Genomic DNA, 24,019 nt, shown 5'->3' on the forward strand with positions numbered 1-24,019 from the left:
ACAATCAGTATCCAAGTTTGAAGATTTCAGGGCAATTTTTACAACTAACAAATGCAACTGTAGATTCGAAAATTAAATTGGGTGGTTCTTCTAGCGAAAGTTCATCGGCTCCAATAAAAGTAAGCCAACTTTTTTTAGGTCAAGCCAATGTTTCTATGCCCATTTTTAATGGATTTAAATTAAAAAACAGCATTTCTGCTTCAGAAAATTTGTACAAAGCTGAAACAGCAAATGCTGCAAATACAAAAGAACAATTAGGTATTTATGTGGTGGAATTATTTGCTAAATTATTTCAATCACAACAAACAGCAACACTAATTGAAGACAACTTGAAAAGTGCGCAACAACGTACCAAAGATTTTTCGGCAATGGTCGATAACGGTTTGATGGCACGAAATGATTTATTGAAAGCACAATTGCAGGAATCAAACGTACAACTTTCATTAGACACGGCTAATAAAAATGTTAGTGTAATTAATTACCAATTGGTAACACTTTTACAATTGCCTGAAAATACCCAAATCGATATTGATATTGAAACCATCAAAAACGATATGCAAAAAAATAAAACGTTAGAAACAAGCGGACAGCGAAATGATTTAGAAGCCTTAAGTTACCAAGAAAAAGCTTCTGAAGCTGGAATAAAAGTAGCAAAAAGTGGTTATTACCCTTCATTAGCCTTAGTTGGTGGTTATATTGCTTTCGACCTTAAAGATGTTATAACTGTAACGAATGCAATGAATGTTGGCGTTGGATTGAGTTATGATTTAGCTTCTATTTTCAAAAATGGAAAAGAAGTTAAGCTAGCCAAAAGCAAATCAGAGCAAACCAAAACAGCGGTTACCATTTTAACCAATAAAATAAAAGAAGAAACACACGAAGCTCAAGAAAACTATGCCCTTTCTTTAAAACAAAATTTGGTTTACACCCAAGCTGTTGAACAAGCAACCGAAAACTATAGAATTATAAAAGATAAATACGACAATAGTTTATCTACAACTAATGATTTGTTAGAAGCCGATGTTCAACAACTTCAAACTAAAATAAATCTGGCATTATCTCAAGCAGATATAGCTTTAAAATATTACCAATTGCAATTTGCTTCTGGAAAACTAATCAATTCATTCAACTTATCTAAAAACTAAATATTTCATCATAATGGAAAAGAAAAAAACAAATAAAAAATTTATACTTATTTTCTCAGTTTTAATACTTTTAGGCGGAACTTACGGAGTTTACAAATATGTTCATTCATTAGCTCACGAAACCACAGATGACGCTCAAGTAGAGAAAAATATGAATCCAATAATTCCAAGAGTTACCGGATATATTACAAAAGTGTATGTAAAAGACAACCAAATGGTAAAAAAAGGAGACACTTTATTTACCATTGATAATAGAGATTATATTATAAAAGTAGAAGAAGCTAAAGCAGCATTAATTGGTGCTGAAGAAGGTTATGCAGTTTCAAGAGCAGATGTCGGAACAGCGCAGGCAAATGTTTCTGTTTCTGACGCAAATATTCAATCAGCTAGCGGAAGTATTGAAACTGCAAAAATCAGATTAAATAGAGCTTCGAATGATTATGAGCGTTACAACAATTTGTATAAAAATCATTCAATTACCAAACAACAATTTGAACAAGCGGAAGCTGCAAAATTAGAAGCCCAAAGTCAATTAAATATTTTACAAGAACAACAAAAAGCGACTTCTTATCAAAAAACAGTAGCTTCATCCAGATCTAATGTTTCATCAAAACAAGCGGAAGTAGCTGCGGCCAACATTAAACGTGCACAAGCAGTTTTAGATGCTGCAAAATTAAATTTGAATTATACAGTTGTAACCGCAGCCATTGACGGACAAGTATCAAAAATTGCTGTGCAACCTGGACAATTCATTCAACCAGGACAATCTTTATTTTATGTCATCAATAATCAAGATGTTTGGATTATTGCTAATTTCAAAGAAACTCAACTAGATAAAATGGTCGAAGGTCAAAAAGTAACGATCAAAGCAGATGCTTTCCCAGATACTGAATTTGAAGGGACTATTGCTTCATTTTCTCCTGCAACTGGTGCTCGTTTCTCTATTTTACCTCCAGATAATGCTACAGGAAACTTTGTGAAAACAATTCAACGCTTGCCAGTAAAAATTAGCCTTAACGTGACTAATGATACATCAAAAATAAAATTATTGCGTCCAGGAATGAATGTAGATGTAGATGTACATATTAAATAATTTTATTAGGAGCTTTTTCCTGCCATTTGTTGCAATCTTTTTTCGGGAAAAACCTCAAAAAGGATTTCCACTTCTGTCAGGGCTATGGCATTCCGTTCAAAACAAATTATTAATTGCTAATTATCAATTATGGCAACAGCAGTAGTAGCAGACGATTTAGTAGAATACGGTTTTCGAAGAATTATTATTACCATTACAGCAGTACTTTGTGCGTTACTAGAAATAGTAGATACAACTATCGTAAACGTAGCACTAACCAATATGCGTGGAAGTTTAGGCGCAACACTTACAGATGTAGCTTGGGTAATCACAGCTTATGCTATTGCGAATGTAATTGTAATCCCAATGACCAGTTGGTTGTCACAGCAATTTGGGAGACGAAATTATTTTGCCGTATCCATCATTATTTTCACCGTAGCCTCTTTTCTTTGCGGAAATGCTTCCAATATATGGGAATTAGTTGCCTTTAGATTTATCCAAGGATTGGGTGGTGGTGCGCTATTAGTAACTGCTCAAACCATTATTACAGAAAGTTACCCTATGGCAAAACGTGGAATGGCACAAGCCATTTACGGAATGGGTGTTATTGTAGGTCCAACTTTGGGTCCGCCATTAGGTGGTTATTTAGTCGATCATTTTTCTTGGCCTTATATATTTTATATCAATATTCCATTAGGTATAATTGCTACATTCTTGACATTAACTTTTGTGAGAAGTCCAAAATACGGCGAAAAATTGAAAGCAAATCAAGTCGATTGGTGGGGAATTCTTTTCTTAGCAGCGTTTATTGGTTCTTTACAGTTTGTTTTAGAACACGGGCAACAAGACGATTGGTTTAGTAATTCAACTATTGTAACTTTATCTGTCGTTTCAATAACTGGTTTACTCGCTTTTATATGGAGAGAACTCACTTACAAGCATCCTATTGTAAACTTAAGTGTTTTAAAAGACGGAAATTTACGAATTGGGATTCTTCTGGGATTTATACTCGGCTTTGGATTATACGGATCTACACTAGTCATTCCTATTTATACCCAATCAATATTAGGTTGGACAGCCACTGATGCAGGATTGTTATTAATTCCTGGTTCAATTACAACAGCGATTTTAATGCCATTTGTAGGAAGAATGATTCAAAAAGGAGTTCCGCAAGGCTATATGATTGGTGTTGGATTTTTAGTGTTCTTTTTCTTTACTTTTTGGATGCATAACGTAATGACACCTGATACAGGCGTAGAACATTTTTTCTGGCCATTAATATTGAGAGGTATAGGTTTGGGATTATTGTTTGTCCCTATTACGACATTATCATTATCTACATTAAAAGGGAAAAATATTGGAGAAGGAGCAGCATTTACAGGAATGATGAGACAACTAGGAGGTTCATTTGGTATTGCAATTATTACTACATTTATTACCCGATTTAGTCAGAAACACAGAGTAGATTTGATTGCACATCTTGACGGAAGTAGATTAGAAGTACAACAAAGAATTCAAATTTTGCAAAAAGGATTTATGTCGAAAGGATTTAGTACAAATGAAGCATTAAACAAAGCTTACCAAGTAATCGATTTTACTGTTATGAAACAAAGTACGGTAATGTCTTATATGGATATTTTCTTATATCTTGGAATCATGTTTCTATGTTGCATTCCTATTATTTTTCTCATAAAAAAAGGAAAAAATAAAATTAATCCTGCCGATGCAATGCACTAATAAAATAGAAAAGTTAAACTCGAATTAACCGATTGAAATAATTGGTATATTTGCAAAAAATTTACAACACATGAAATATTTATGATGATTAAAACACCAACACAAATGAAGATTTCCTCATAAATATACCATATTCAAATAAAATCAAATATTATCTACATATGAATTTAAAAAATATCCCCAATATAAAACACTTAGATAGTGGAAATTTCTTTATACTAGCTGGTCCATGCGCTATTGAAGGGGAGGAAATGGCAATGAGAATTGCAGAAAAACTAGTTGGAATTACTGATAAATTACAAATTCCTTATGTATTTAAAGGTTCTTTCAAAAAAGCAAACCGTTCTAGAATTGATAGCTTCTCTGGAATTGGTGACGAAAAAGCTTTAAAAATTCTTCAGAAAGTGGCCAAAGAATTTGGAGTTCCAACAGTAACCGACATTCATACCAATGAAGATGCTGTTATGGCTGCCGAATATGTTGATGTATTACAAATCCCAGCATTTTTAGTACGTCAAACAGATTTAGTTGTCGCTGCTGCCAATACTGGAAAAACAGTTAATTTGAAAAAAGGACAATTTATGAGTCCAGAAAGTATGAAACACGCCGTTCAGAAAGTATTGGATTGCAACAACCAAAATGTAATGGTAACAGACAGAGGTTCTATGTTTGGATATCAAGACATGATTGTCGATTTCCGTGGTATTCCCACCATGCAAACTATGGCAACAACCGTTTTAGATGTAACACATTCTTTACAACAACCCAATCAAGTGGCTGGCGTAACTGGTGGTCGTCCTGACATGATTGAAACGATTGCCAAAGCTGGAATAGCTGTAGGTGTAGATGGGATTTTTATAGAAACTCATTTTGATCCTGCAAATGCAAAAAGCGATGGAGCTAATATGCTTCATCTAGATTATTTTGAAGGATTAATGACTAAATTAGTTGCTATTAGACAAACAATAAATAATTTTTAAGACACTAAAATTTAAAAATATAATGAAAAAAATACTTTACATACTTTTTCTACTGCTAACATTTACTGGTTTTTCTCAAAATACTGATAATATTACACCAGAAAAATATACTGCTCACAACAAAGGTAAATTTTATATTTTTTGGGGAGGGAATAGAGATAATTATTCAAAATCAGACATACATTTTACAGGTGCCGATTATGATTTTACTTTATACGACGTTACTGCAGAAGACAAGCCTAAGGGTTGGCATATAGATTATATAAATCCAGGAAGAATGACAATTCCTCAAACTAATTTTAGATTGGGTTATTTTATTACCGATAAATACAACATTTCGATTGGTGTAGACCACATGAAATATGTAATGTTTCAGGACAAAGCGGTAAATTATACAGGATATTATAATGGTCAAGGAACTTTTGGAGAAACGTTACCCAACAACCAAGTTTTACTAACCGAAGATTTTTTGACATACGAACATACTGATGGTTTAAATTATGTAAATACTGAGTTTTCTCGTGTTGATGATATCTCTAAAATTATTGGTTTACCAAATACTGACAAATTTCAGGTTAATTTTACTGAAGGTGTTGGTATTGGCCTTCTATATCCAAAAACTAACGCAAAATTATTAGGCAAAGAACGCCATGATGATTTTCATATTTCTGGTTATGGTCTTTCGGCAAAAGCTGGTTTAAACTTTACTTTTTTCAAGTATTTCTTTATACAAACCGAACTAAAAGGAGGTTATATTAATATGAATGATATAAAAACTACTTTTGATAATGCAGACAAAGCAAGTCAACATTTTTGGTTCTTAGAAAGAACTGTTACTCTTGGTGGAATTTTTAGAATTTAAAAAATTAACAAATAGAAGGCAGATGTTTTAACTAAAACATCTGCCTTCTATTTGTTATAAAAATCATCTTACTTAGAATATATATAAAGATTAACTATACTTTCTATAGTATCGAAAGCTATAAATTTTGGGAAAATAATAATAATTTATTGTTTTTTCTTTGTAAAAATATTTTTAATTTTTAGTTTAATTTTTTTTGTTATACTTATTTTTTTAGGCCTAATTCCTGAATCTAACTCTAATTTTACAATCTGGTATTCTAATTTTTTTTGAATTTTTTTAGGAAAATTATTTTTTATGTTTTTTATAAAATTTATCCATATAAGAGTTCGTTCTTCTTGTTTTTTAGAAGACCAATAAGAAGTATCATGTACTCGATATACTGCCATTTTTTCATTGATGCAATAAATCTTACCATATAAACTATTTAACATATGTAAAAAATAATCTCCAATAGGTGACTCATAAAAATAATCTGGAAACTTATCAAATAAATTGTTTTTATAAACCACAGTACAAGTATGTATAAAATTTCCTTTTGCTAAATCATCAATCGTGGTAGTTTGCTTCGTATTAACAGTTAGTGTATCTTCTATTTCAATACCGTTTTCATTAATTCCTGCTTGATGAAAACATATTACATAATCTGAATTATTTTCTAAAAAATCTACTTGTTTTTGTAATTTAAATTCATCCGTCCAATAATCATCTCCTTCACAAAGCGCAATATATTTACCTGAACAATTTTCAAAAGCATTAATAAAATTAGGCATCATTCCGATATTTACTTTATTGTGTAAATATTTTATCTTATAGCCATCTGGATGTGAGTTTATATATTCTTGTATTATTGAATCTGAATTGTCAGGAGAATTATCATTAGCAATTACTAATTCGTAATCAAAATTAGTTTTTTGCATAAGCACACCATCTATAGCTTGTTTTAGATAATCTTCGTGATTATAGGTAATCATGCAAATGCTTAGTTTCATTATTTATTTATTTTCTAATTGTCTTTTATTAGATATTTTGTCCGTAAACTTCAATACTAAGCTTGAAAATGGATATTTTTTAGACATAAGCTTATTTATTTTATTAAATAATAATTCGATTTGAATCTTATTTTCTTTAAACAAATCATTGTATGCTGTATTATTTTTAATAATATTTTGATTTCTATAGTAAGCTGTTGATAGTTTTTTTAGTCTTTTTTTAAAACTAGATAATGATGCCTTTTCTTCATTAATATTAAAAACTTCGGTTAGCATTATTTTATTTTTCTTTGTTTTATTATAAAAAACACCTCCTACTTGCTGATTATTATGAATCCTATAATAAAAATATTTTTCATTTAGAAGTTCGAATGCGCCTTTATTAGACGAAATTATTGCAATCCATTCGTCATGATGAAAGTCTTTAACAATTGGAAAAGGAATGATTTCTGGAAGAATTTTTTTCCTAAATGCCATCGATGCTCCTGTCGCTATATTTCCAACTTCTGTAATTAATTCATAATATTTAAACACGACTTTCTTCTCACTTAAAAATTGCGGAACATCCCAAATAGCATATTTCTCTTCGACTTCAGATTTTTCGTTTATACAATATCCATTAGATGCTAAAACATCTATTTTAGAATTTTTATCAAAATAATTTATATAATCTTCTACTTTATTTAGGCTCCAAATATCATCTTGATCGGAAAGAAAAATAACATCCCCAGTACATAAAGTTATTGCTTTTTCGAAATTCTTGACACTTCGCAGATTAGTTTCATTTATAAATATTTTAAAAATTTCAGGGTTTAGGACAGAATATTGCTCTAATATTTCAATTGTATTATCGCTAGATCTATCGTCACAAATTATTATTTCATGAACAGACAGGGTTTGATTTAATATCGAATCTATTTGCTCCTTAATAAATTGCTCTCCGTTATATGTACACAATGCTACTGAAATCTTCACTTTTAGGAATTTAATTTTTTATTAATAATATCCGAAAACCTAATTATGTTGCTCCTGAAAAGCACAGATTATTTTTTCTGGGGCAAGCATTTTACTTGGAGAATCTTCCATAAGATTTAAAATTCTATTCATGGCAAAAGGATTTAATCCCATAGTAATTCCCATTTCGTGAATAGCTATTTTTTCTCTTTTATGTAAAACACCATCACAATGCATCAATAATGCCAATCGATAAAAATGTATAATTCGATTAAACTCATCTTTAATAATTACATGCTCATTCCTTTTATCAAATAAGTCTAAAAAGGTTTCTTTTTCAATTTCTAATTCTTCAGAAATTAGAAGCAAAAAATCGTATTCTCGATCATGTAATTCTCCATCAATAACTGCAAAAGCAATCATTTCAGACAATAAGCTTATTTTTTCTTGATGAGAGTTCATAATTAAATACTTGCTAAAAATTCTTGAAAATAATATACTGGTTTCAAATCTATTAATTCGTTTCTATACTTGTCAAAAAAAGTGTAGTCTAAATCATCAATAGAAGTAATAGAATTAAAAACTTCTGGCAATTTCTCTTGTTGTTTTTTATACACAAATCCCAATCCGTGATCTGTATTTAAAACAAAAGCAGATAATTCTGGATGGTTTTTTCTAATATAAACTATTGTTTTCCATACATCGCCATTCCAAATATTTTTCCAATCTTTATGATTTTGTAAATCCTTACGAGCCTCATCAATAGAATGAGCAGGATAGGCTGCTAATTCGTCAAGAGGATTGCAATCATGCAAAATGATAATTCCTTTTTCGTCAAGAAATTTCAACGTGTTTAAAGTGTCTTGTAATGATTGTTTGTAAGTATGAAGACCATCTATAAAGGTTAAATCTAATTTATTTTCTGATAAAAGTGCTTCATTGTTAGCAAAAAAATCATCGCTTGTAACTTCAAAATATTGATTATTAAAATTAGCAGAATTTTTAATTCCTGCTTTTATTTTCTTCCATAAATTAAAATTAAAAAAAGGATCTACAGCAAACCTATTTTTAGGCCCTACAATATTAAAAAGACACTTGCCTCTATTTACACCTATTTCTAAATAATTTACAACATTTTTCTTTTTAATTATGGCATTCAAAACTTCTATTCGTGTCATTTTTGGTCTTATTTTATTTTATTTTTATAAAAGTAATGCAAATATAAACAAAACCAAATAATGATTTTCTTGTCTTTACAATTGAATTTAGTCCAATATAAATAATTACCTTTGAAAAATAAATAAAAGAACATGACAAATAACGATATTTTCAAAAAATTACGTGTAGCACTAATGTTACGTGATGACCAAATAGTAGAAATTTTAGAATTAGTAGATTTTAGGATTTCAAAATCAGAAATTGGTGCTTTTTTTCGTGATGAGAAACATGAAAATTATGTAGAATGTGGTGATCAGATTTTACGTAATTTCCTTAACGGTTTGGTTATACACTTGCGTGGAACCAAGGAAAATCCTAAAAACCCTAACGAAGTTTTAGCAAAGCACAGAGCCGAAATTCCTAAAAAAGCTTCAGATAAACCTAAAGCTGAATTTAAACCTAAAACCGATTTTAAGAAAAAAACCTCTTCAAATAATAAAAAACTAGAACCAAAAATTCAAGTTGTCGAGAAAGTAAGGTTCAATAATGGTAAGAATAAAAAAGCCTAATCTAGAATTATTTTTGAAGTAATAAAAGGAATATTTTCTTTCATTTTATCTATTCTAGATCATATATCAAATTTTGTTCGATAAAATACTCAAAAAAGTAATAGATCAATTAATGATAATAAAAAATCCCGAATTCAAATTCGGGATTTTTTATTTACTCTTCAATCTTCAAAGGTAAACCTTCTATTTGCAACTGATTTGCGCTTAATAATTTTTCACTTTGAAACTGAAACTGGTGTCCCAAATTAGCTTGTTGTCTCAAATAAGCCATTTTTATTGCAGCAATAGCAGCTTCAGTACCTTTGTTACCGTGTATTCCACCACTTCTATCTATCGATTGTTGCTCTGTATTATCTGTTAATAAACAAAAAATAGTAGGAACATCGGATAAAACATTCAAATCTTTTACACCTTGTGTTACTCCTTCGCAAACAAACTCAAAATGCATAGTTTCCCCTTTTATCACACAACCTATTGTAATCACAACGTCAGGTTTTTGAGTTTCAATCATTTTTTTTGCTCCGTAAACGAGCTCAAAACTTCCTGGAACATTCCAACGGATAATATTTTTGTGCAAAGCACCACAATCGGTTAACGCCTCAATTACTCCAGAATACAATCCTTCGGTAATATGATCATTCCATTCTGAAACAACAATCCCAAACCGAAAGTCTTTCGCGTTTGGGATTGTATTTTTATCGTAATTAGATAAATTTTTATTTGCTGTAGCCATCTTTGTCAATTAAAATTTTAAAATTACGAATTAAAAATTAACATAAATGCTTTTAATTTTTAATTCGTAATTTTTAATTGAATTTATTGTGCCATTCCGATTAAAGCATCTATATTTTGAGCTTCCGGAGTTGCTTCAAAATTGTCTTTAATGTCTGTAAAATATTTTAATGCATCTGCTTTTTTACCTAAAGACATAGCTGTTTGCCCTGCTTTTAGTAAAAAACGTGGTGTAGTCAAATCATTTTTATTACTTTCCGCAGCTTTTACATAAAATTCTAAGGCTTGTTCTGGTTTTTTCAATTCAGAATAAGCATCTCCTGTTGCTCCAAGTGCTGTAGCATTTGTAAAAGCATCGTCTGTTTTAAAATTTGCTAAATGATCTATCGCAGCCTGAAACTTCTTTGTGTTTAACAAAGCCATTCCTGCATAATATTCTGCTAAGTTTCCAGCGTCAGTCCCTGAGTGAGATTTGATAATATCAAGAAAACCTTGTTTTCCGTCTCCTCCATTCAGTGCTAAATTATATAATGAATCACTTGCAGTTCCTTCTACAGCTTTCTTAAAATACTGTTGTGCTTGGAACATATCGCTTGCTGCTTCACTTTCTTTTGGTCCAGAAACAAATTTATTATACAATAAATATCCTGCTGTAAGCAACGCAATACCACCTACAATAGATAAAATGATATTTTGATTTTTTGCTACAAATTCTTCTGTTCTAGAAGCAGTTTCGTCTAATGTATTAAAAACACCCGCAGTTGCGCTGTCTTTTTCATCAACATTGATTGCGTTTTCAATATCATTTACGTCAGTATCTACTTTTTCGTCTTCAGTTTTTGGAGCTTTATATCCTCTTTTATTATAAGTTGCCATTTATATTTTAATTTAATGAGTTGCAAAAATAAAATTTTTATTCATAAATAAAAGATGTTTTACGGTTATTTTTAATAATTTGCAAACCTAATTGAAATGTCCCACAATATATAGTCTAAAACGGACATTCCTACCTATAATATGTACCTAAAAAAAATCTCTTTATTTAATTTTAAAAATTTTAACGACGCTAGTTTCGAGTTCGAACATAAAATAAATTGTTTCGTTGGAAAAAACGGCGTTGGAAAAACAAATGTCCTCGATGCAATTTATCATTTGTCGTTCGGGAAAAGCTATTTTAACACATTGGCTGTTCAAAATATAAAACACGAGGAAGATTTTTTTGTGATTGATGGCGAATTCGAAAAACAAGAAAGAGCAGAAAATATTCTTTGTAGTTTAAAAAAAGGACAAAAGAAAATCCTGAAACGCAACGGAAAGATATACGAGAAATTTTCTGATCATTTGGGTTTTATTCCGTTGGTAATTATTTCTCCAACAGATGCAGATTTAATTCGAGAAGGAAGCGAAACAAGAAGAAAATTCATTGATAGTGTGATTTCTCAATTAGACAATCAATATTTACAGGGATTAATTTTGTACCAAAAAGTATTAAGCCAGCGCAATGCATTGCTTAAATATTTTGCAGTAAATCGTGTTTTTGAAACTGGAACTTTAGAGATTTATAACGAACAATTGAATGAATTAGGGAAAAATATTTTCGAAAAAAGAAAACAGTTTTTAAATGATTTTATTCCAATTTTTAATTCGTTTTATCAGAATATTTCTAATTCAGCCGAAACAGTGCAATTAGAATATGAAAGTCAGTTAGAAAATCAGGATTTATTATCGCTTTTACAAGAAAACATAAATAAAGACAGGGCTTTACAATACACAAGTGTTGGAATTCACAAAGATGATTTATCTTTTAATATTGAGCATTATCCAATCAAGAAATTTGGTTCACAAGGACAACAAAAATCATTTTTGATTGCTTTAAAACTAGCTCAATTTGAATTTCTAAAAAAACAAAGTGGCGAAAAACCAATTTTACTTTTTGATGATATTTTTGATAAACTAGATGAAACTCGTGTCGAAAAAATTGTAGCTATGGTAAATAATGATGATTTTGGTCAGTTGTTTATTTCCGACACCCATTCTGAACGAACAGAAAATATTGTGAAAATGACCCATCAGAGTTATAAAATATTTAATCTTTAATTGTTACATTAGCTAAAAAATTTAAAATGAAAAAAATAATTTCTATCCTGCTTATCGGTTTGCTTTTTACAAGTTGTAAAGGACAAACATCAAAAGCAGTACAAACTATCGATGTAAAAGCTTTTACAGAAAAATTACAAACGACTGAAAAACCTCAATTACTTGATGTTAGAACACCCGAAGAATATGCTGTCGAACATATTGGAGATGCAACAAACGTAAACTGGAACGGAAGCGATTTTGTAGTTAAAGCCAGTAATTACGACAAAACAAAACCTGTTTTTGTATATTGCAAAGTAGGTGGAAGAAGTATTCAAGCGGCAGAAAAACTAGCCGAATTGGGTTTTACAACCATATACAACCTTGATGGTGGTATTATGAAATGGAATGCTAGTGGTAAAGCCAAACCAAGTGACAAAATCATAGGGATGTGTGATCAGGAGTTTAATGAATTATTAAAATCTGACAAAAAAGTAATGGTTAATTTTTATGCTGAATGGTGTGCGCCTTGTAAAAAAATGGGACCATACATCATCAAAATGCAAGAAGAAATGAAAGGCAAAATAAATGTAGTAAGATTAGATGCTGACAAAAATAAAACTCTTGTAGATGCTTTGAAATTAGATGGTTTACCAGTAATTATTCTTTATGAAAATAGCAAAGAAACATGGAGAAATATAGGTTATATTACTGAAGAAGACTTAAAAAAACATTTATAAAATGATTACCCAAGAAGCAATTCAGTTTATCGACGACCTAAAAGCCAATAACAATACAGAATGGATGCATACCAACAAAAAAAGGTATGAAAATTACAAAAAAGACTATCATCAGTTTATTGCATCGGTGTTAGAAGAAATGAAGCCTTTAGACAAATCGTTAGATCAATTAGAAATTAAAAATTGTACTTTCCGTATCAATCGCGACATCCGTTTTTCTAAAGACAAACAACCTTACAAAACGAATATTGCATTATGGTTAACCACCAATAAAAACAGAAAAAATAGTCCCGGTTATTATATTCATTTCGAAAAAGGAAGTTCGTTTATCGCTGGCGGTGTTTGGTGTCCTGAAGCAAATGAACTTAAAAGTATTCGAAAAGAAATTGCTTTTTTTTATGATGATTTAGAGAAAATTGTGAATAATCCAACTTTCAAAAAAGAATTTGTAGCAATTACTCGTGAAGAAAGCAATCTATTAAAAAAAGCACCTAAAGGTTACGAACCAAACCATCCTGCTATCGAATTTCTGAAACTAAAAAGTTATACTTGTTCACAAAAAATAGATGACAAATTATTTTTAGAGACAGATTTTTCAAAAAAAATAGCACAAAAATTAATTGCTCTAAAACCACTAAACGAGTTTTTAAACCGAGCTTTAGAAACCGAAGAATAAAATAGTATAATGCAAAAAAAAAGAATTCTTTTTCTTGGAGAAACTTATAGAGCAGACGCCATTACTTGGATGAATGGTCTGAAGGAATTTGGCGATTTCGAAATCGTAACTTGGGAATTACAAACCCGAAGCACTGGTGTTTCTAGACTGAAAAGATTGGCAGAACTTGCTAAATCATTTATAACCATAAAAAGTATTGCAAGAAAATTTAATCCCGATATGGTTATTGCAGAAAGAACAACTAGTTACGGTTTTCTTGCTGCACTTTCAGGAATAAAACCCATTGCGATAGCACAACAAGGAATAACGGATTTATGGCCAGAAAATTCACCTTTATATCCTTTTAAGAAGATTATTCAAAGTTATGCTTTCAAAAAAGCAAATCTAATACACGCTTGGGGACCAGTTATGGCAACACACATGCAAAACAGCCAAGTGGATATGGATAAAGTGATGGTTTTACCAAAAGGTATAAATCTAAATTTTTTCGAATACCAAAACAGTAACAACGAATCAATTATTAAAGCTATTGTAACTCGTTCTTTACTTCCCGAATACAAGCATGACATTATATTAAGAGCTTTTACTATTCTTAATAAAAAAAATATTCCATTCGAATTAACAATTGTTGGAGATGGAATCATGCAAAAATCACTTAAATTACTCTCCAAAGAATTAAAAATTGAAGACAAAGTGACATTTACAGGAATAATAAACAATCACTGTTTGCCAAAACTATTACAACTATCTAACTTGTACATAAGCATGCCTACAACAGAAGGTGTATCCGCATCATTATTTGAAGCAATGGCATGTGGAAGTTTTCCTATTGTAACCGATTTGCCTGGAAACAGAAGCTGGATTAAACAAAAAGAAAATGGCATTTTAGTTGAATCCGAGAATATCGAAAAATTAGCCGATGGAATTATTTGGGCTTTTCAAAATTCAGAGATTAGACAAAAAGCAGTTCTTGAAAACAGAAAATTTATAGAACAAAATGCGAGTTACTCTATTAATATGAAAAAAATAGCAGATGAATACCATAAATTAATTAGTAGAAAAATAAATTAACATATGTGTGGTATAAACGGGATTCTACATTTAAACAATAAATCTGTTGATGAAAATCAACTGTTAAAAATGCGAGATGTTCTTGAACATCGAGGACCCGATGATGCTGGTTTTTTTATCGACAAAAATATTGGTCTTGGTCACAGACGATTATCTATCATAGATACTTCATCAGCAGGACATCAGCCATTTTATTCTGAAAACGGAAGATATATTCTCGTTTTTAATGGAGAAATATACAATTATAAAGATTTTTATCCTGAATTAGAAAATAAAGGAATTAAACTAAAATCAGGTTCCGACACAGAAGTTTTACTCAAACTATACGAACTATATGGTTTAGATATGTTACCTCGTCTAAACGGAATGTTTGCTTTTGCTATTTGGGATAAAGAAGAAAAAAAACTCGTTCTTGTAAGAGATCGAATGGGCGTAAAACCTTTGTATTATTCGTTATATCATAATGGTTTATACTTTGCTTCCGAACAAAAAGCGCTTTTTGCAGCAGGAATTCCAATACAAATATCAGCAAATGGACTAGAGGAATATTTCTTTAATCGATTTGTGACCGGACAAGATACTTTATACAATCATGTAAACAAGATTTTACCAGGACATTATATGACTATCCATGAAAATGGAAATACAAAAACCACAAAATGGTGGAATCTTAAAGAAGAAATTCAAAATCACAATACGATTATAAACCCTAAAAAATGGTTTGAAGAAACCTTTTTCGAATCGGTAAGACTACGTATGGTAAGCGATGTTCCTGTCGGAGTTTTACTTAGTGGCGGATTAGATTCTTGTTCTATTTTATCATCATTATACCATCAGGATTACAAGAATATTCAAACCTTTAATATTGGTTTTTCAGAACAACAACATAACGAATCTCATCTAGCAAAAAATATTACCGACGAATATAATTATCAATTTAATTCTATAAAAGTAGAAGGAGACCTTCTTTTTGATAATTTGTTAGAATCAACTTATTTTCAAGACGAGCCGATAATGCATTTAAATGAACCTCATCTGCTTGCCGTATCTAAATTAGCAAATTCTAAAGTAAAAGTTTTGTTATCTGGCGAGGGTGCAGATGAGTTAATGGGAGGCTATGTTCGTTATAAAGCTTTAAAAAGCCCTTCGCTACTAAAAGCTATATCTTATCTAAATCATTTAGAATATTTCAATAAAAACCCGAGATATAATAAGTTATTACGATATTCAAAAATTAAAAATAATTCAGATTTAATACTTTTTAATAGTACAAGTATTTATCCAAATGACATTAATAATTTTTATGGTGAAAAAGAACAACCAATTAATGAGTATCGTTATCAAATATTAAGAGATGCAAAAGAATTATACCCTAAAAGTCTGCAAAGACAAGCGTTATATTTTGACCAACATACTTATATGTGTTCGCTTTTAGATCGAAATGATCGTTGCACAATGGGAGCATCTATAGAGTGTCGAGAGCCATTTTTAGACCAACGATTAATTGCTGGTTTAGGAACTATAAATAACAATTTATTGTTTTCTGGAAAAAAAGGAAAATATATTCTAAAATCGACGATGGAAAATAAACTCCCTAAAGAAATATTAAATTTCAGAAAAATAGGACTTAGTTCGCCTTGGGAAAATTATTTATTATCCAATTCGAAATTTAAATCTGAATTACAAGAATTTGCCAAAAGTGAAATTTTCAATATGCCTTTTTTAGAAAACATCAATGGTAAAAAAATTGTCGAACAAATAGAAAAAGGCAACAAAGAAATAATACCTTATATCTTACCTTTATTTATGCTACATATTTGGCAAAAAAATTACTTTAAGAAGTTTCTTTAAAATTCTTTATCCTATTTTTGCATATAAAATTGATTTTTGATGACTATAATTCCTAATTTTTCTTTAAAAAAACACAACACTTTTGGCATCGAAGCAAAAGCAAAACAATTTGTAGCAGTTCATTCTCTTTTCGATTTGAAAACTATTTTAGGAGAAAATCCAATCGAAAAAAAATTCATATTAGGTGGCGGAAGTAATATGTTACTCACACAAGATATAGATGCATTGGTTATCCATATTGATTTAAAGGGTAAAAAAATAATTAAAGAAGACAACGATTTTGTTTGGGTAGAAAGTCAAGCTGGCGAAAATTGGCACGAATTTGTACTCTGGACCATCAATCAAGATTTTGGTGGACTAGAAAACATGTCACTCATTCCAGGAAACGTTGGTACAACTCCCGTACAAAACATTGGCGCTTACGGAACCGAAATAAAAGATACTTTTGTTTCCTGCGAAGCGATGAATATTAATACTCAAGAAATGAGAACTTTCACAAATAGTGAATGTCATTTTGGTTATCGTGAGAGTGTTTTTAAACACGAAGCAAAAGACCAATTTATTATTACATCAGTTGTTTTTAAATTAACAAAAAAAGACCACAAAATAAATATTTCTTATGGCGACATTCAATCACAATTAGCCAATAAAAGCATAGAAAATCCAAGTTTAATAGATGTTTCCAATGCTGTAATTGCTATACGCCAAAGTAAATTACCGGATCCAAAAGAATTAGGCAATAGTGGTAGTTTTTTTAAAAATCCTATTGTATCAAAATTAGAATTCGAACCCATTCATAAAAAATTTCCAGAAATGAAGTTTTACGAAATTTCAGAAACCGAAGTAAAAGTTCCAGCTGGTTGGCTTATTGAGCAAGCTGGTTTCAAAGGAAAACGTTTTGGCGATGCAGGAATTCACAAAAATCAAGCCTTGGTTTTAGTCAATTATGGGAATGCAACTGGGCAAGAAATTCTAAATGTATCAAAAGACATACAAAAAACAGTTTTTGAAATGTTTGGCATTCCTATAGAAGCCGAAGTAAATGTAATTTAAGCTAATTTTTTAGCTATCTTTTCGTAATTATTTGCTTGTTCACTATCATTCGAGTCGTAATTCATAATTTTTAATTCGTAATTAATTTATGTACATTCCAGACATTTACAAAAATAAAAACCAAGAAGAAATAATAAATTTTCTTCAAAAAAATAGTTTCGGTATTTTAATAAATCAAAATGAAGGAAACATTCTGGCAACTCATATTCCATTAGAACTTGAAGTAACCGAAAACGGAAAACAATTTCTAGAAGGACATATTTCTAAAGAAAATCCGCAATGGAAAACTTTTGAAAGCGACAATCAAATTTTAGCTATTTTCTCAGGTCCACATTCCTATATTTCACCTTCTTGGTACGATCACGAAAATGTTCCAACTTGGAATTATATCGCTGTTCACGTATATGGGAAAGTAAAAGTTTTAAATTATCAAGAAACAATACTTTCATTAAAAAAACTAGTTGACAAATATGAAACTAATTCTAAAAATCCAGTAAGAATTGAAGATTTGTCCGGAAAAACGATGCGACAAGCACAAGGAATTGTTGCTTTTCAAATCGAAATCACTTCGATAGAAGCTGTGAAAAAAATATCTCAAAATCGAGACAAAAAAAACCATCAAAACATCATTTCTGAATTAGAAAAAACCGAAGATTATAATGCTTGTCAAATCGCGCAAGAAATGGCAAAAAATAAAAAATAATTTTTTACAAACAATCTGAAATCTAAAATCTGAAATCTAAAATCTTTTAGTACCTTTGCAAAATATTTTTTGACTCTTTTATGACACAATTTTTACTTATTTTATTTTACATTTTTATAGGAATTGTAGCCATTCAGGTAATTTACTATTTATTTATTTTTGGTAAATTTTCTTTTGCAAAAACTAATGAAAGTAAATCTAAACACGTTTCAGTTTCGGTAATTGTTTGTGCAAAAAATGAAGAAGAAAATGTAAAAAACTTTATTCCGCTTCTGGCAAATCAAAATTATTCAAACTTCGAGATCATACTTATAGACGATGCTTCTAGTGACGAAACTTTAGAAGCTTTCGAACAGTTTGAAAAACAATACACTAATATCAAATTAGTTAAAGTAGCAAATAACGAAGCTTTCTGGGGAAATAAAAAATTCGCATTAACTCTTGGAATTAAATCTGCAACAAAAGATTATTTACTTTTTACAGACGCCGATTGTTACCCAAATTCTGAAAACTGGATTACCGAAATGACATCTCATTTCACACTACATAAAACTATTGTTTTAGGCTATGGTGCCTACGAAAAAGAGCCCGGATTTTTAAATAAATTAATTCGTTTCGAAACTTTACTTACAGCAACACAATATTTTGCTTGGGCAAAATTAGGTAATCCATATATGGGCGTAGGGAGAAACTTAGCGTATAAAAAAGACGAATTCTTTAATGTAAATGGCTTTATAAACCACATGAAATTACGTTCTGGTGATGATGATTTATTTATAAATGAAGCGGCAAACAAGCAAAACATAGCTACCGCATACAATCCTGAAAGCTTTACTTATTCGAAAGCAAAAGAAACTTTTAAAGATTGGATTATGCAAAAACGCCGTCATATTTCGACAGCAAAGTATTACAAACCCTTTGACAAGGCACAACTGGGAATTTTTTATTTTTCACAGTTATTCTTCTTTATTATACCTATTTTTTTATTGTGTTTCCAATTTCAATGGATACTTGTAATTTCAGTAATTACCTTTAGATATTTAGCAGCATGGGTTTCTTTAGGATATTCAGCAGGAAAACTAAAAGAAAAAGATGTTATGTATTGGTTTCCAGTTCTTGAAATAATTCTTATATTCACACAATTAAACGTGTTTGTTAGAAATATATTCTCAAAACCAGTGACTTGGAAATAAAACAATATATAGACAAAGCCAAACTAGGCGATCAAGTTGCTTTTACTTTTCTGCTAGATAGTTATTGGAACGAAGTATACGGTTTTATGCTACAACGTACTGAAAACGAAGCCGATGCCGAAGACATCACGATAGAAACTTTCTCTAAAGCATTTGATAAAATAGCCACTTACAACCCAGAATTTCAGTTTAATACTTGGCTTATTGCTATTGCAAAAAATGTACATATCGATTTACTTCGGAAAAAAAAATCATCTCTTTTTATAGATATTACTGACGAAGAAGATGATATTGCGTATTCCGTTGCCGATACTTCCCCATCAGCAGAAGACAAATTAATTACCGAACAAAATTTGTCTCGATTACTACAATTCATCAAAGAATTAAAACCAGCTTACCAAGAAGTGATTCAGATGCGTTATTTTCAGGAAATGAGTTACCAAGAAATTGCCGACGATTTAGAAGAACCACTGAATAACGTAAAAATTAAATTGCTTAGAGCAAAAAAACTATTGGCTGAGATTATCACAAAAGCATAATTTACATCTCAAATCTCTCTTTCTTTTAAATTATAATTAATGATTTAAAGATAAATCAATATTTTAAATAAAAATTAACGTATTTAATGTATTTAACAAAATTTTGGCACGATTTTTTCAATTAATAAATCAAAACACTAGAAGATTATTAATTATAAAATCGAAAATTATGTCAAAATTAAACATTAACAAAAACGAATGGTTAGAGTTGGTTTTTGAAGGAAAAAACAAAGAGTACGGAGCGTACAAAATGCGTCAAGAAGACGGAAAAACAACAATGAAAGCTTTTATTAGTGCGATTGTATTAATTACTGGAATTGTACTATTGCCTATTTTATTAAGTTCATTTACTGATAAACCAATTGCAAAACCATTAGCACCAGATGCTGTGCTTCATGTTACAGAAGTAGTTTTTAAGAAAGAGGAATTAAAAAAAGAATTACCCAAATTAAAAAGTGAAGCACAAAAACCAATAGAATCGAGAGATTTAGCAAATACTAAAATTGTTGAGGCTACAAAAGCGCCAGATATTGATTTCACTAAGCCAGAAGATGTTGGAAAAACTAACGCTACAAACACAGCATCAACTGGAACTGAAACCAATCCTGAAACTGGAAATACAAATACTGGAGTAGTAAAAAGTATTCCTGAAGAACAGCCTACAAACGAACCTTTCTCACCAGCAATTTTAGACAAAAACCCTAACTTCCCTGGCGGAATAAATGAATTCTTAAAAACGGTTGGTAAAAAATTCGTAACACCAGAACTTGATGAAGAAAAAACAATAAAAATATTAGTTTATTTCGTAGTCGAAAGAGACGGAAGCATATCTAATATAACCGTTCCTAAAAACCCAGGTTTTGGTTTAGATTTAGAAGCCATTCGTGTACTAAAATCTATAAAAACAAAGTGGGAACCTGGAATATACAAAGGAAAACCAGTTAGAACATCTTATTCTTTACCAATTATGGTAAAAATACAGTCAAATTAAAACATAAAGCTTCATTAAACATTTATAAAGTACACTGAAAAAAATTTAGTGTACTTTTTTATTATCAAAAAAATCAAATTAACCAATAAACGAATCCACAAACAAACTACAATTAGTATCTTTGCATTGCAAAAAATTACATTTTATGGAAACTGTTCTAGATTCTAATATTCTTCCTGTAGGAAAACCAAAATGGCTAAAAGTAAAATTACCAATTGGTCAAAAATATACTGAGTTGCGTGGTCTTGTAGATAAATACAAACTAAATACCATTTGCACCTCCGGAAGTTGTCCAAACATGGGAGAATGCTGGGGAGAAGGAACTGCTACGTTTATGATTTTAGGAAATATTTGCACTCGTTCTTGTGGATTTTGTGGTGTAAAAACTGGTCGTCCAGAAACTGTCGATTGGGATGAACCAGAAAAAGTAGCTCGTTCTATAAAAATAATGAACATCAAACACGCTGTAATTACCAGTGTAGATAGAGATGATCTAAAAGATATGGGGTCAATAATTTGGATTGAAACCGTAAAAGCAATTAGACGGATGAATCCTGAAACTACACTAGAAACATTAATCCCTGATTTTCAAGGTGTAGAAAGAAATTTAGATCGAATTGTAGAAGCCAATCCAGAAGTTGTTTCGCACAATGTAGAAACCGTTCGCAGGCTAACTCGTGAAGTTAGAATCCAAGCCAAATATGACAAAAGTCTAGAAGTTTTACGTTATTTGAAAGCCAAAGGTATTCGCAGAACAAAGTCTGGAATTATGCTTGGACTAGGTGAAACCGAAGAAGAAGTCATACAGACTATGAAAGATTTGCGTGAGGCAAATGTTGATATTGTAACCATCGGTCAGTACTTACAACCTAGTAAAAAACACTTACCTGTAAAGGAGTTTATAACACCTGAACAATTCGAAAAATATGAAATTCTAGGTAAAGAAATGGGGTTTCGTCACGTAGAAAGCGGACCATTAGTACGTTCTTCGTATCATGCGCAGAAACATATTCTATAATCACAAAAAAAATGACCCACGAAGAATCTGCGATAAAAGCAACCTATTTTAGCTTAATTGGAAATGCCTCACTCGCCATCATAAAAGGATTAGCCGGTTTTTTTGGAAATTCCTATGCTTTAATTGCTGATGCCATTGAATCTACAACCGATATTTTTTCATCATTTCTAGTTTTATTTGGTATAAAATATTCTAATAGACCCGCAGATGACAATCACCCTTATGGCCACGGAAGAGCTGAGCCACTCATCACTTTTCTAGTAGTTGGTTTTCTAATTACTTCTGCCACCATTATTGCTTACGAAAGTATTTCAAATATTGGAACCCCTCATAATTTACCAAAACCATGGACACTAATTATTCTTTTTTTTATCATTATATGGAAAGAAATATCTTTTAGATTGGTTATGAAAAAGGGGGAGGAAACAAACAGTTCTTCACTAAAAGCCGATGCATGGCACCATAGAAGCGACGCTATAACCTCAGTAGCTGCTTTTATTGGCATATCAATCGCTTTACTTTTAGGAAAAGGGTATGAATCTGCAGATGATTGGGCTGCACTTTTTGCTTCAGGATTTATATTATATAACAGTTATTTGATATTTAGACCAGCACTTGGTGAAATTATGGACGAACATTTATATGATGACCTCATATTAGATATTAGACAAGTATCCCATAAGGTTGACGGATTAATAGATACTGAAAAATGCTTTATCCGAAAAGCAGGCATGAAATATCATGTAGATCTACATGCCATTGTAAATGCAAATATTTCTGTAAAAGAAGGACATGATATTGCCCATAAACTAAAAGACACTTTACGTGAACAAATACCTCAATTAGGTCACGTATTAATACATATTGAACCTAATGAGTAAAATAAAAATATCTATAAACGGTTTTGGAAGAATTGGTAGGAATCTATTTCGATTATTATTAAACCATCCTACAATTGAAGTTGTTGCTATAAATGACATTGCCGACAATAGAACCATGGCTCATTTGTTAAAATACGACAGTATTCATGGTGTTTTACCATCAAATGTTTCGTTCGATGAATCTTCGATTTTAGTAGATGAAAAACCGTATTTATTTTTTCACGAAAAAGACATTTCAAAATTAAATTGGAAATCTTTAAATATTGATTTTGTTATAGAAAGTACCGGAAAACACAAAACTTTCGACGATATAAATGCACATATTTTAGCAGGTGCAAAAAAAGTAATCCTATCGGCTCCAGCCGAAGTAGAAAATATAAAAACTGTGGTTCTTGGTGTAAATGATCATATTCTTGACGGAACAGAAAAAATAATCTCTAACGCGAGCTGTACTACAAACAATGCTGCACCAATGATAAAAGTCATTCAGGAATTATGTGGTATAGAACAAGCTTATATTACAACTATTCACTCCTACACTACCGATCAGAGTTTACATGATCAACCACACAAAGATTTAAGAAGAGCACGTGGTGCAAGTCAATCGATAGTACCTACAACAACTGGTGCAGCCAAAGCATTAACAAAAATATTTCCCGAACTAGAAGGAAAAATTGGGGGCTGTGGTATTCGTGTCCCAGTTCCGGACGGTTCACTCACTGATATTACTTTTAATGTAAAAAGGGAAGTATCAATTGAAGAAATAAATCTTGCTTTCAAAATTGCATCTGAAAATGAGTTGAAAGGAATTCTTGATTATACCGAAGACCCTATTGTCTCGGTAGATATTATAGGAAATACAAATTCTTGTTTATTCGATGCACAACTTACTTCTGTAATAGACAAAATGGTTAAAGTTGTAGGTTGGTATGACAACGAAATAGGCTATTCTAGTAGAATTATTAATTTAATTTCACTTATTAACAAAAAATAATTACTTTTAGACAGTCCTTTTACTAAATAAAA

Annotated in this window: 25 protein-coding genes; 19 read left to right on the plus strand and 6 right to left on the minus strand. The window is 30.7% G+C overall.

The annotated features are described in order from the left end of the window. The 5 genes from ABI549_RS06300 to ABI549_RS06320 all read left to right on the plus strand — a co-directional run. Positions 1-1,145, plus strand: a 1,145-nt coding sequence (locus ABI549_RS06300) for a TolC family protein (protein ID WP_348075609.1), incomplete at its 5' end; no start/stop codon positions are given. A gap of 13 nt (positions 1,146-1,158) precedes the next feature. After that, positions 1,159-2,238: an HlyD family secretion protein gene (locus ABI549_RS06305; protein WP_348075610.1), complete on the plus strand. Its 1,080-nt coding sequence runs from the start codon at positions 1,159-1,161 to the stop codon at positions 2,236-2,238. A gap of 129 nt (positions 2,239-2,367) precedes the next feature. Continuing rightward, a complete protein-coding gene (locus tag ABI549_RS06310) occupies positions 2,368-3,954 on the plus strand; it encodes an MDR family MFS transporter (protein WP_348075611.1) in 1,587 nt (528 codons plus the stop codon). Between the two features lie 161 nt (positions 3,955-4,115). Next, the gene (gene kdsA, locus ABI549_RS06315) at positions 4,116-4,934 is read left to right on the plus strand and encodes a 3-deoxy-8-phosphooctulonate synthase (RefSeq protein ID WP_348075612.1); all 819 of its coding nucleotides are present in this window, start codon (positions 4,116-4,118) and stop codon (positions 4,932-4,934) included. A 22-nt stretch (positions 4,935-4,956) separates the two neighbouring features. Further along, positions 4,957-5,796 carry a hypothetical protein gene (locus ABI549_RS06320; protein ID WP_348075613.1) on the plus strand — a complete coding sequence of 280 codons (840 nt, stop codon included), beginning with the start codon at positions 4,957-4,959 and terminating at the stop codon, positions 5,794-5,796. A gap of 146 nt (positions 5,797-5,942) precedes the next feature. Here ABI549_RS06320 and ABI549_RS06325 read toward each other — a convergent pair whose 3' ends face one another. The 4 genes from ABI549_RS06325 to ABI549_RS06340 are packed head-to-tail and all read right to left on the minus strand — an operon-like array spanning position 5,943 to position 8,920. After that, complete coding sequence (locus tag ABI549_RS06325; protein ID WP_348075614.1) at positions 5,943-6,788, minus strand: glycosyltransferase; 846 nt, start codon at positions 6,786-6,788, stop codon at positions 5,943-5,945. Between the two features lie 3 nt (positions 6,789-6,791). Continuing rightward, positions 6,792-7,763: a glycosyltransferase gene (locus ABI549_RS06330; protein ID WP_348075615.1), complete on the minus strand. Its 972-nt coding sequence runs from the start codon at positions 7,761-7,763 to the stop codon at positions 6,792-6,794. A gap of 39 nt (positions 7,764-7,802) precedes the next feature. After that, positions 7,803-8,204, minus strand: a complete 402-nt coding sequence (locus ABI549_RS06335; protein ID WP_348075616.1) for an excinuclease ABC subunit B — start codon at positions 8,202-8,204, stop codon at positions 7,803-7,805. A 2-nt stretch (positions 8,205-8,206) separates the two neighbouring features. Beyond that, positions 8,207-8,920, minus strand: a complete 714-nt coding sequence (locus ABI549_RS06340; protein WP_348075617.1) for a class I SAM-dependent methyltransferase — start codon at positions 8,918-8,920, stop codon at positions 8,207-8,209. 132 nt (positions 8,921-9,052) lie between these two features. Here ABI549_RS06340 and ABI549_RS06345 point away from each other — a divergent pair, with 132 nt between their 5' ends. After that, a complete protein-coding gene (locus ABI549_RS06345) occupies positions 9,053-9,469 on the plus strand; it encodes a DUF1456 family protein (RefSeq protein ID WP_348075618.1) in 417 nt (138 codons plus the stop codon). Positions 9,470-9,623: 154 nt separating this feature from the next. Here ABI549_RS06345 and ribH read toward each other — a convergent pair whose 3' ends face one another. Both ribH and ABI549_RS06355 read right to left on the minus strand, forming a co-directional pair. Beyond that, positions 9,624-10,202 (minus strand): 6,7-dimethyl-8-ribityllumazine synthase, encoded by a 579-nt coding sequence (ribH, locus tag ABI549_RS06350; protein WP_348075619.1) that lies wholly within the window; start codon positions 10,200-10,202, stop codon positions 9,624-9,626. Positions 10,203-10,285: 83 nt separating this feature from the next. Then, complete coding sequence (locus ABI549_RS06355) at positions 10,286-11,077, minus strand: hypothetical protein (protein ID WP_348075620.1); 792 nt, start codon at positions 11,075-11,077, stop codon at positions 10,286-10,288. Between the two features lie 141 nt (positions 11,078-11,218). Between ABI549_RS06355 and recF the strand changes: the two genes are divergently transcribed. The 13 genes from recF to gap all read left to right on the plus strand — a co-directional run bounded on the left by recF (position 11,219) and on the right by gap (position 23,987). Continuing rightward, entirely contained in the window at positions 11,219-12,298 is a 1,080-nt protein-coding gene (gene recF / locus ABI549_RS06360) for a DNA replication and repair protein RecF (protein WP_348075621.1), read from the plus strand. Between the two features lie 26 nt (positions 12,299-12,324). Then, positions 12,325-13,017, plus strand: a complete 693-nt coding sequence (locus tag ABI549_RS06365; protein WP_348075622.1) for a thioredoxin domain-containing protein — start codon at positions 12,325-12,327, stop codon at positions 13,015-13,017. A gap of 1 nt (position 13,018) precedes the next feature. Beyond that, complete coding sequence (locus ABI549_RS06370) at positions 13,019-13,693, plus strand: DUF2461 domain-containing protein (protein WP_348075623.1); 675 nt, start codon at positions 13,019-13,021, stop codon at positions 13,691-13,693. A gap of 9 nt (positions 13,694-13,702) precedes the next feature. After that, entirely contained in the window at positions 13,703-14,764 is a 1,062-nt protein-coding gene (locus ABI549_RS06375; RefSeq protein ID WP_348075624.1) for a glycosyltransferase, read from the plus strand. A 3-nt stretch (positions 14,765-14,767) separates the two neighbouring features. Next, on the plus strand, positions 14,768-16,615 hold the full coding sequence (gene asnB, locus ABI549_RS06380; protein WP_348075625.1) for an asparagine synthase (glutamine-hydrolyzing): 1,848 nt from the start codon (positions 14,768-14,770) through the stop codon (positions 16,613-16,615). Positions 16,616-16,654: 39 nt separating this feature from the next. After that, positions 16,655-17,668, plus strand: coding sequence for a UDP-N-acetylmuramate dehydrogenase (gene murB, locus ABI549_RS06385; RefSeq protein WP_348075626.1), 1,014 nt, complete (start codon positions 16,655-16,657; stop codon positions 17,666-17,668). A gap of 88 nt (positions 17,669-17,756) precedes the next feature. Then, positions 17,757-18,371 carry an FMN-binding negative transcriptional regulator gene (locus ABI549_RS06390; RefSeq protein ID WP_348075627.1) on the plus strand — a complete coding sequence of 205 codons (615 nt, stop codon included), beginning with the start codon at positions 17,757-17,759 and terminating at the stop codon, positions 18,369-18,371. Between the two features lie 80 nt (positions 18,372-18,451). Then, complete coding sequence (locus ABI549_RS06395; protein WP_348075628.1) at positions 18,452-19,564, plus strand: glycosyltransferase; 1,113 nt, start codon at positions 18,452-18,454, stop codon at positions 19,562-19,564. Next, positions 19,555-20,103 carry a sigma-70 family RNA polymerase sigma factor gene (locus ABI549_RS06400; protein WP_348075629.1) on the plus strand — a complete coding sequence of 183 codons (549 nt, stop codon included), beginning with the start codon at positions 19,555-19,557 and terminating at the stop codon, positions 20,101-20,103. Before ABI549_RS06395 ends, ABI549_RS06400 begins: the two co-directional genes overlap by 10 nt. A gap of 169 nt (positions 20,104-20,272) precedes the next feature. After that, positions 20,273-21,094: an energy transducer TonB gene (locus tag ABI549_RS06405; RefSeq protein ID WP_348075630.1), complete on the plus strand. Its 822-nt coding sequence runs from the start codon at positions 20,273-20,275 to the stop codon at positions 21,092-21,094. Between the two features lie 145 nt (positions 21,095-21,239). Then, complete coding sequence (gene lipA, locus ABI549_RS06410) at positions 21,240-22,112, plus strand: lipoyl synthase (protein WP_348075631.1); 873 nt, start codon at positions 21,240-21,242, stop codon at positions 22,110-22,112. An 11-nt stretch (positions 22,113-22,123) separates the two neighbouring features. Continuing rightward, positions 22,124-22,993 carry a cation diffusion facilitator family transporter gene (locus tag ABI549_RS06415; RefSeq protein WP_348075632.1) on the plus strand — a complete coding sequence of 290 codons (870 nt, stop codon included), beginning with the start codon at positions 22,124-22,126 and terminating at the stop codon, positions 22,991-22,993. Next, positions 22,986-23,987: a type I glyceraldehyde-3-phosphate dehydrogenase gene (gene gap, locus ABI549_RS06420; RefSeq protein WP_348075633.1), complete on the plus strand. Its 1,002-nt coding sequence runs from the start codon at positions 22,986-22,988 to the stop codon at positions 23,985-23,987. The genes ABI549_RS06415 and gap overlap by 8 nt, the downstream gene beginning before the upstream one ends. Positions 23,988-24,019: the final 32 nt, after the last annotated feature.

The organism is Flavobacterium sp. (genome assembly GCF_039932285.1).
Classification (GTDB): domain Bacteria; phylum Bacteroidota; class Bacteroidia; order Flavobacteriales; family Flavobacteriaceae; genus Flavobacterium.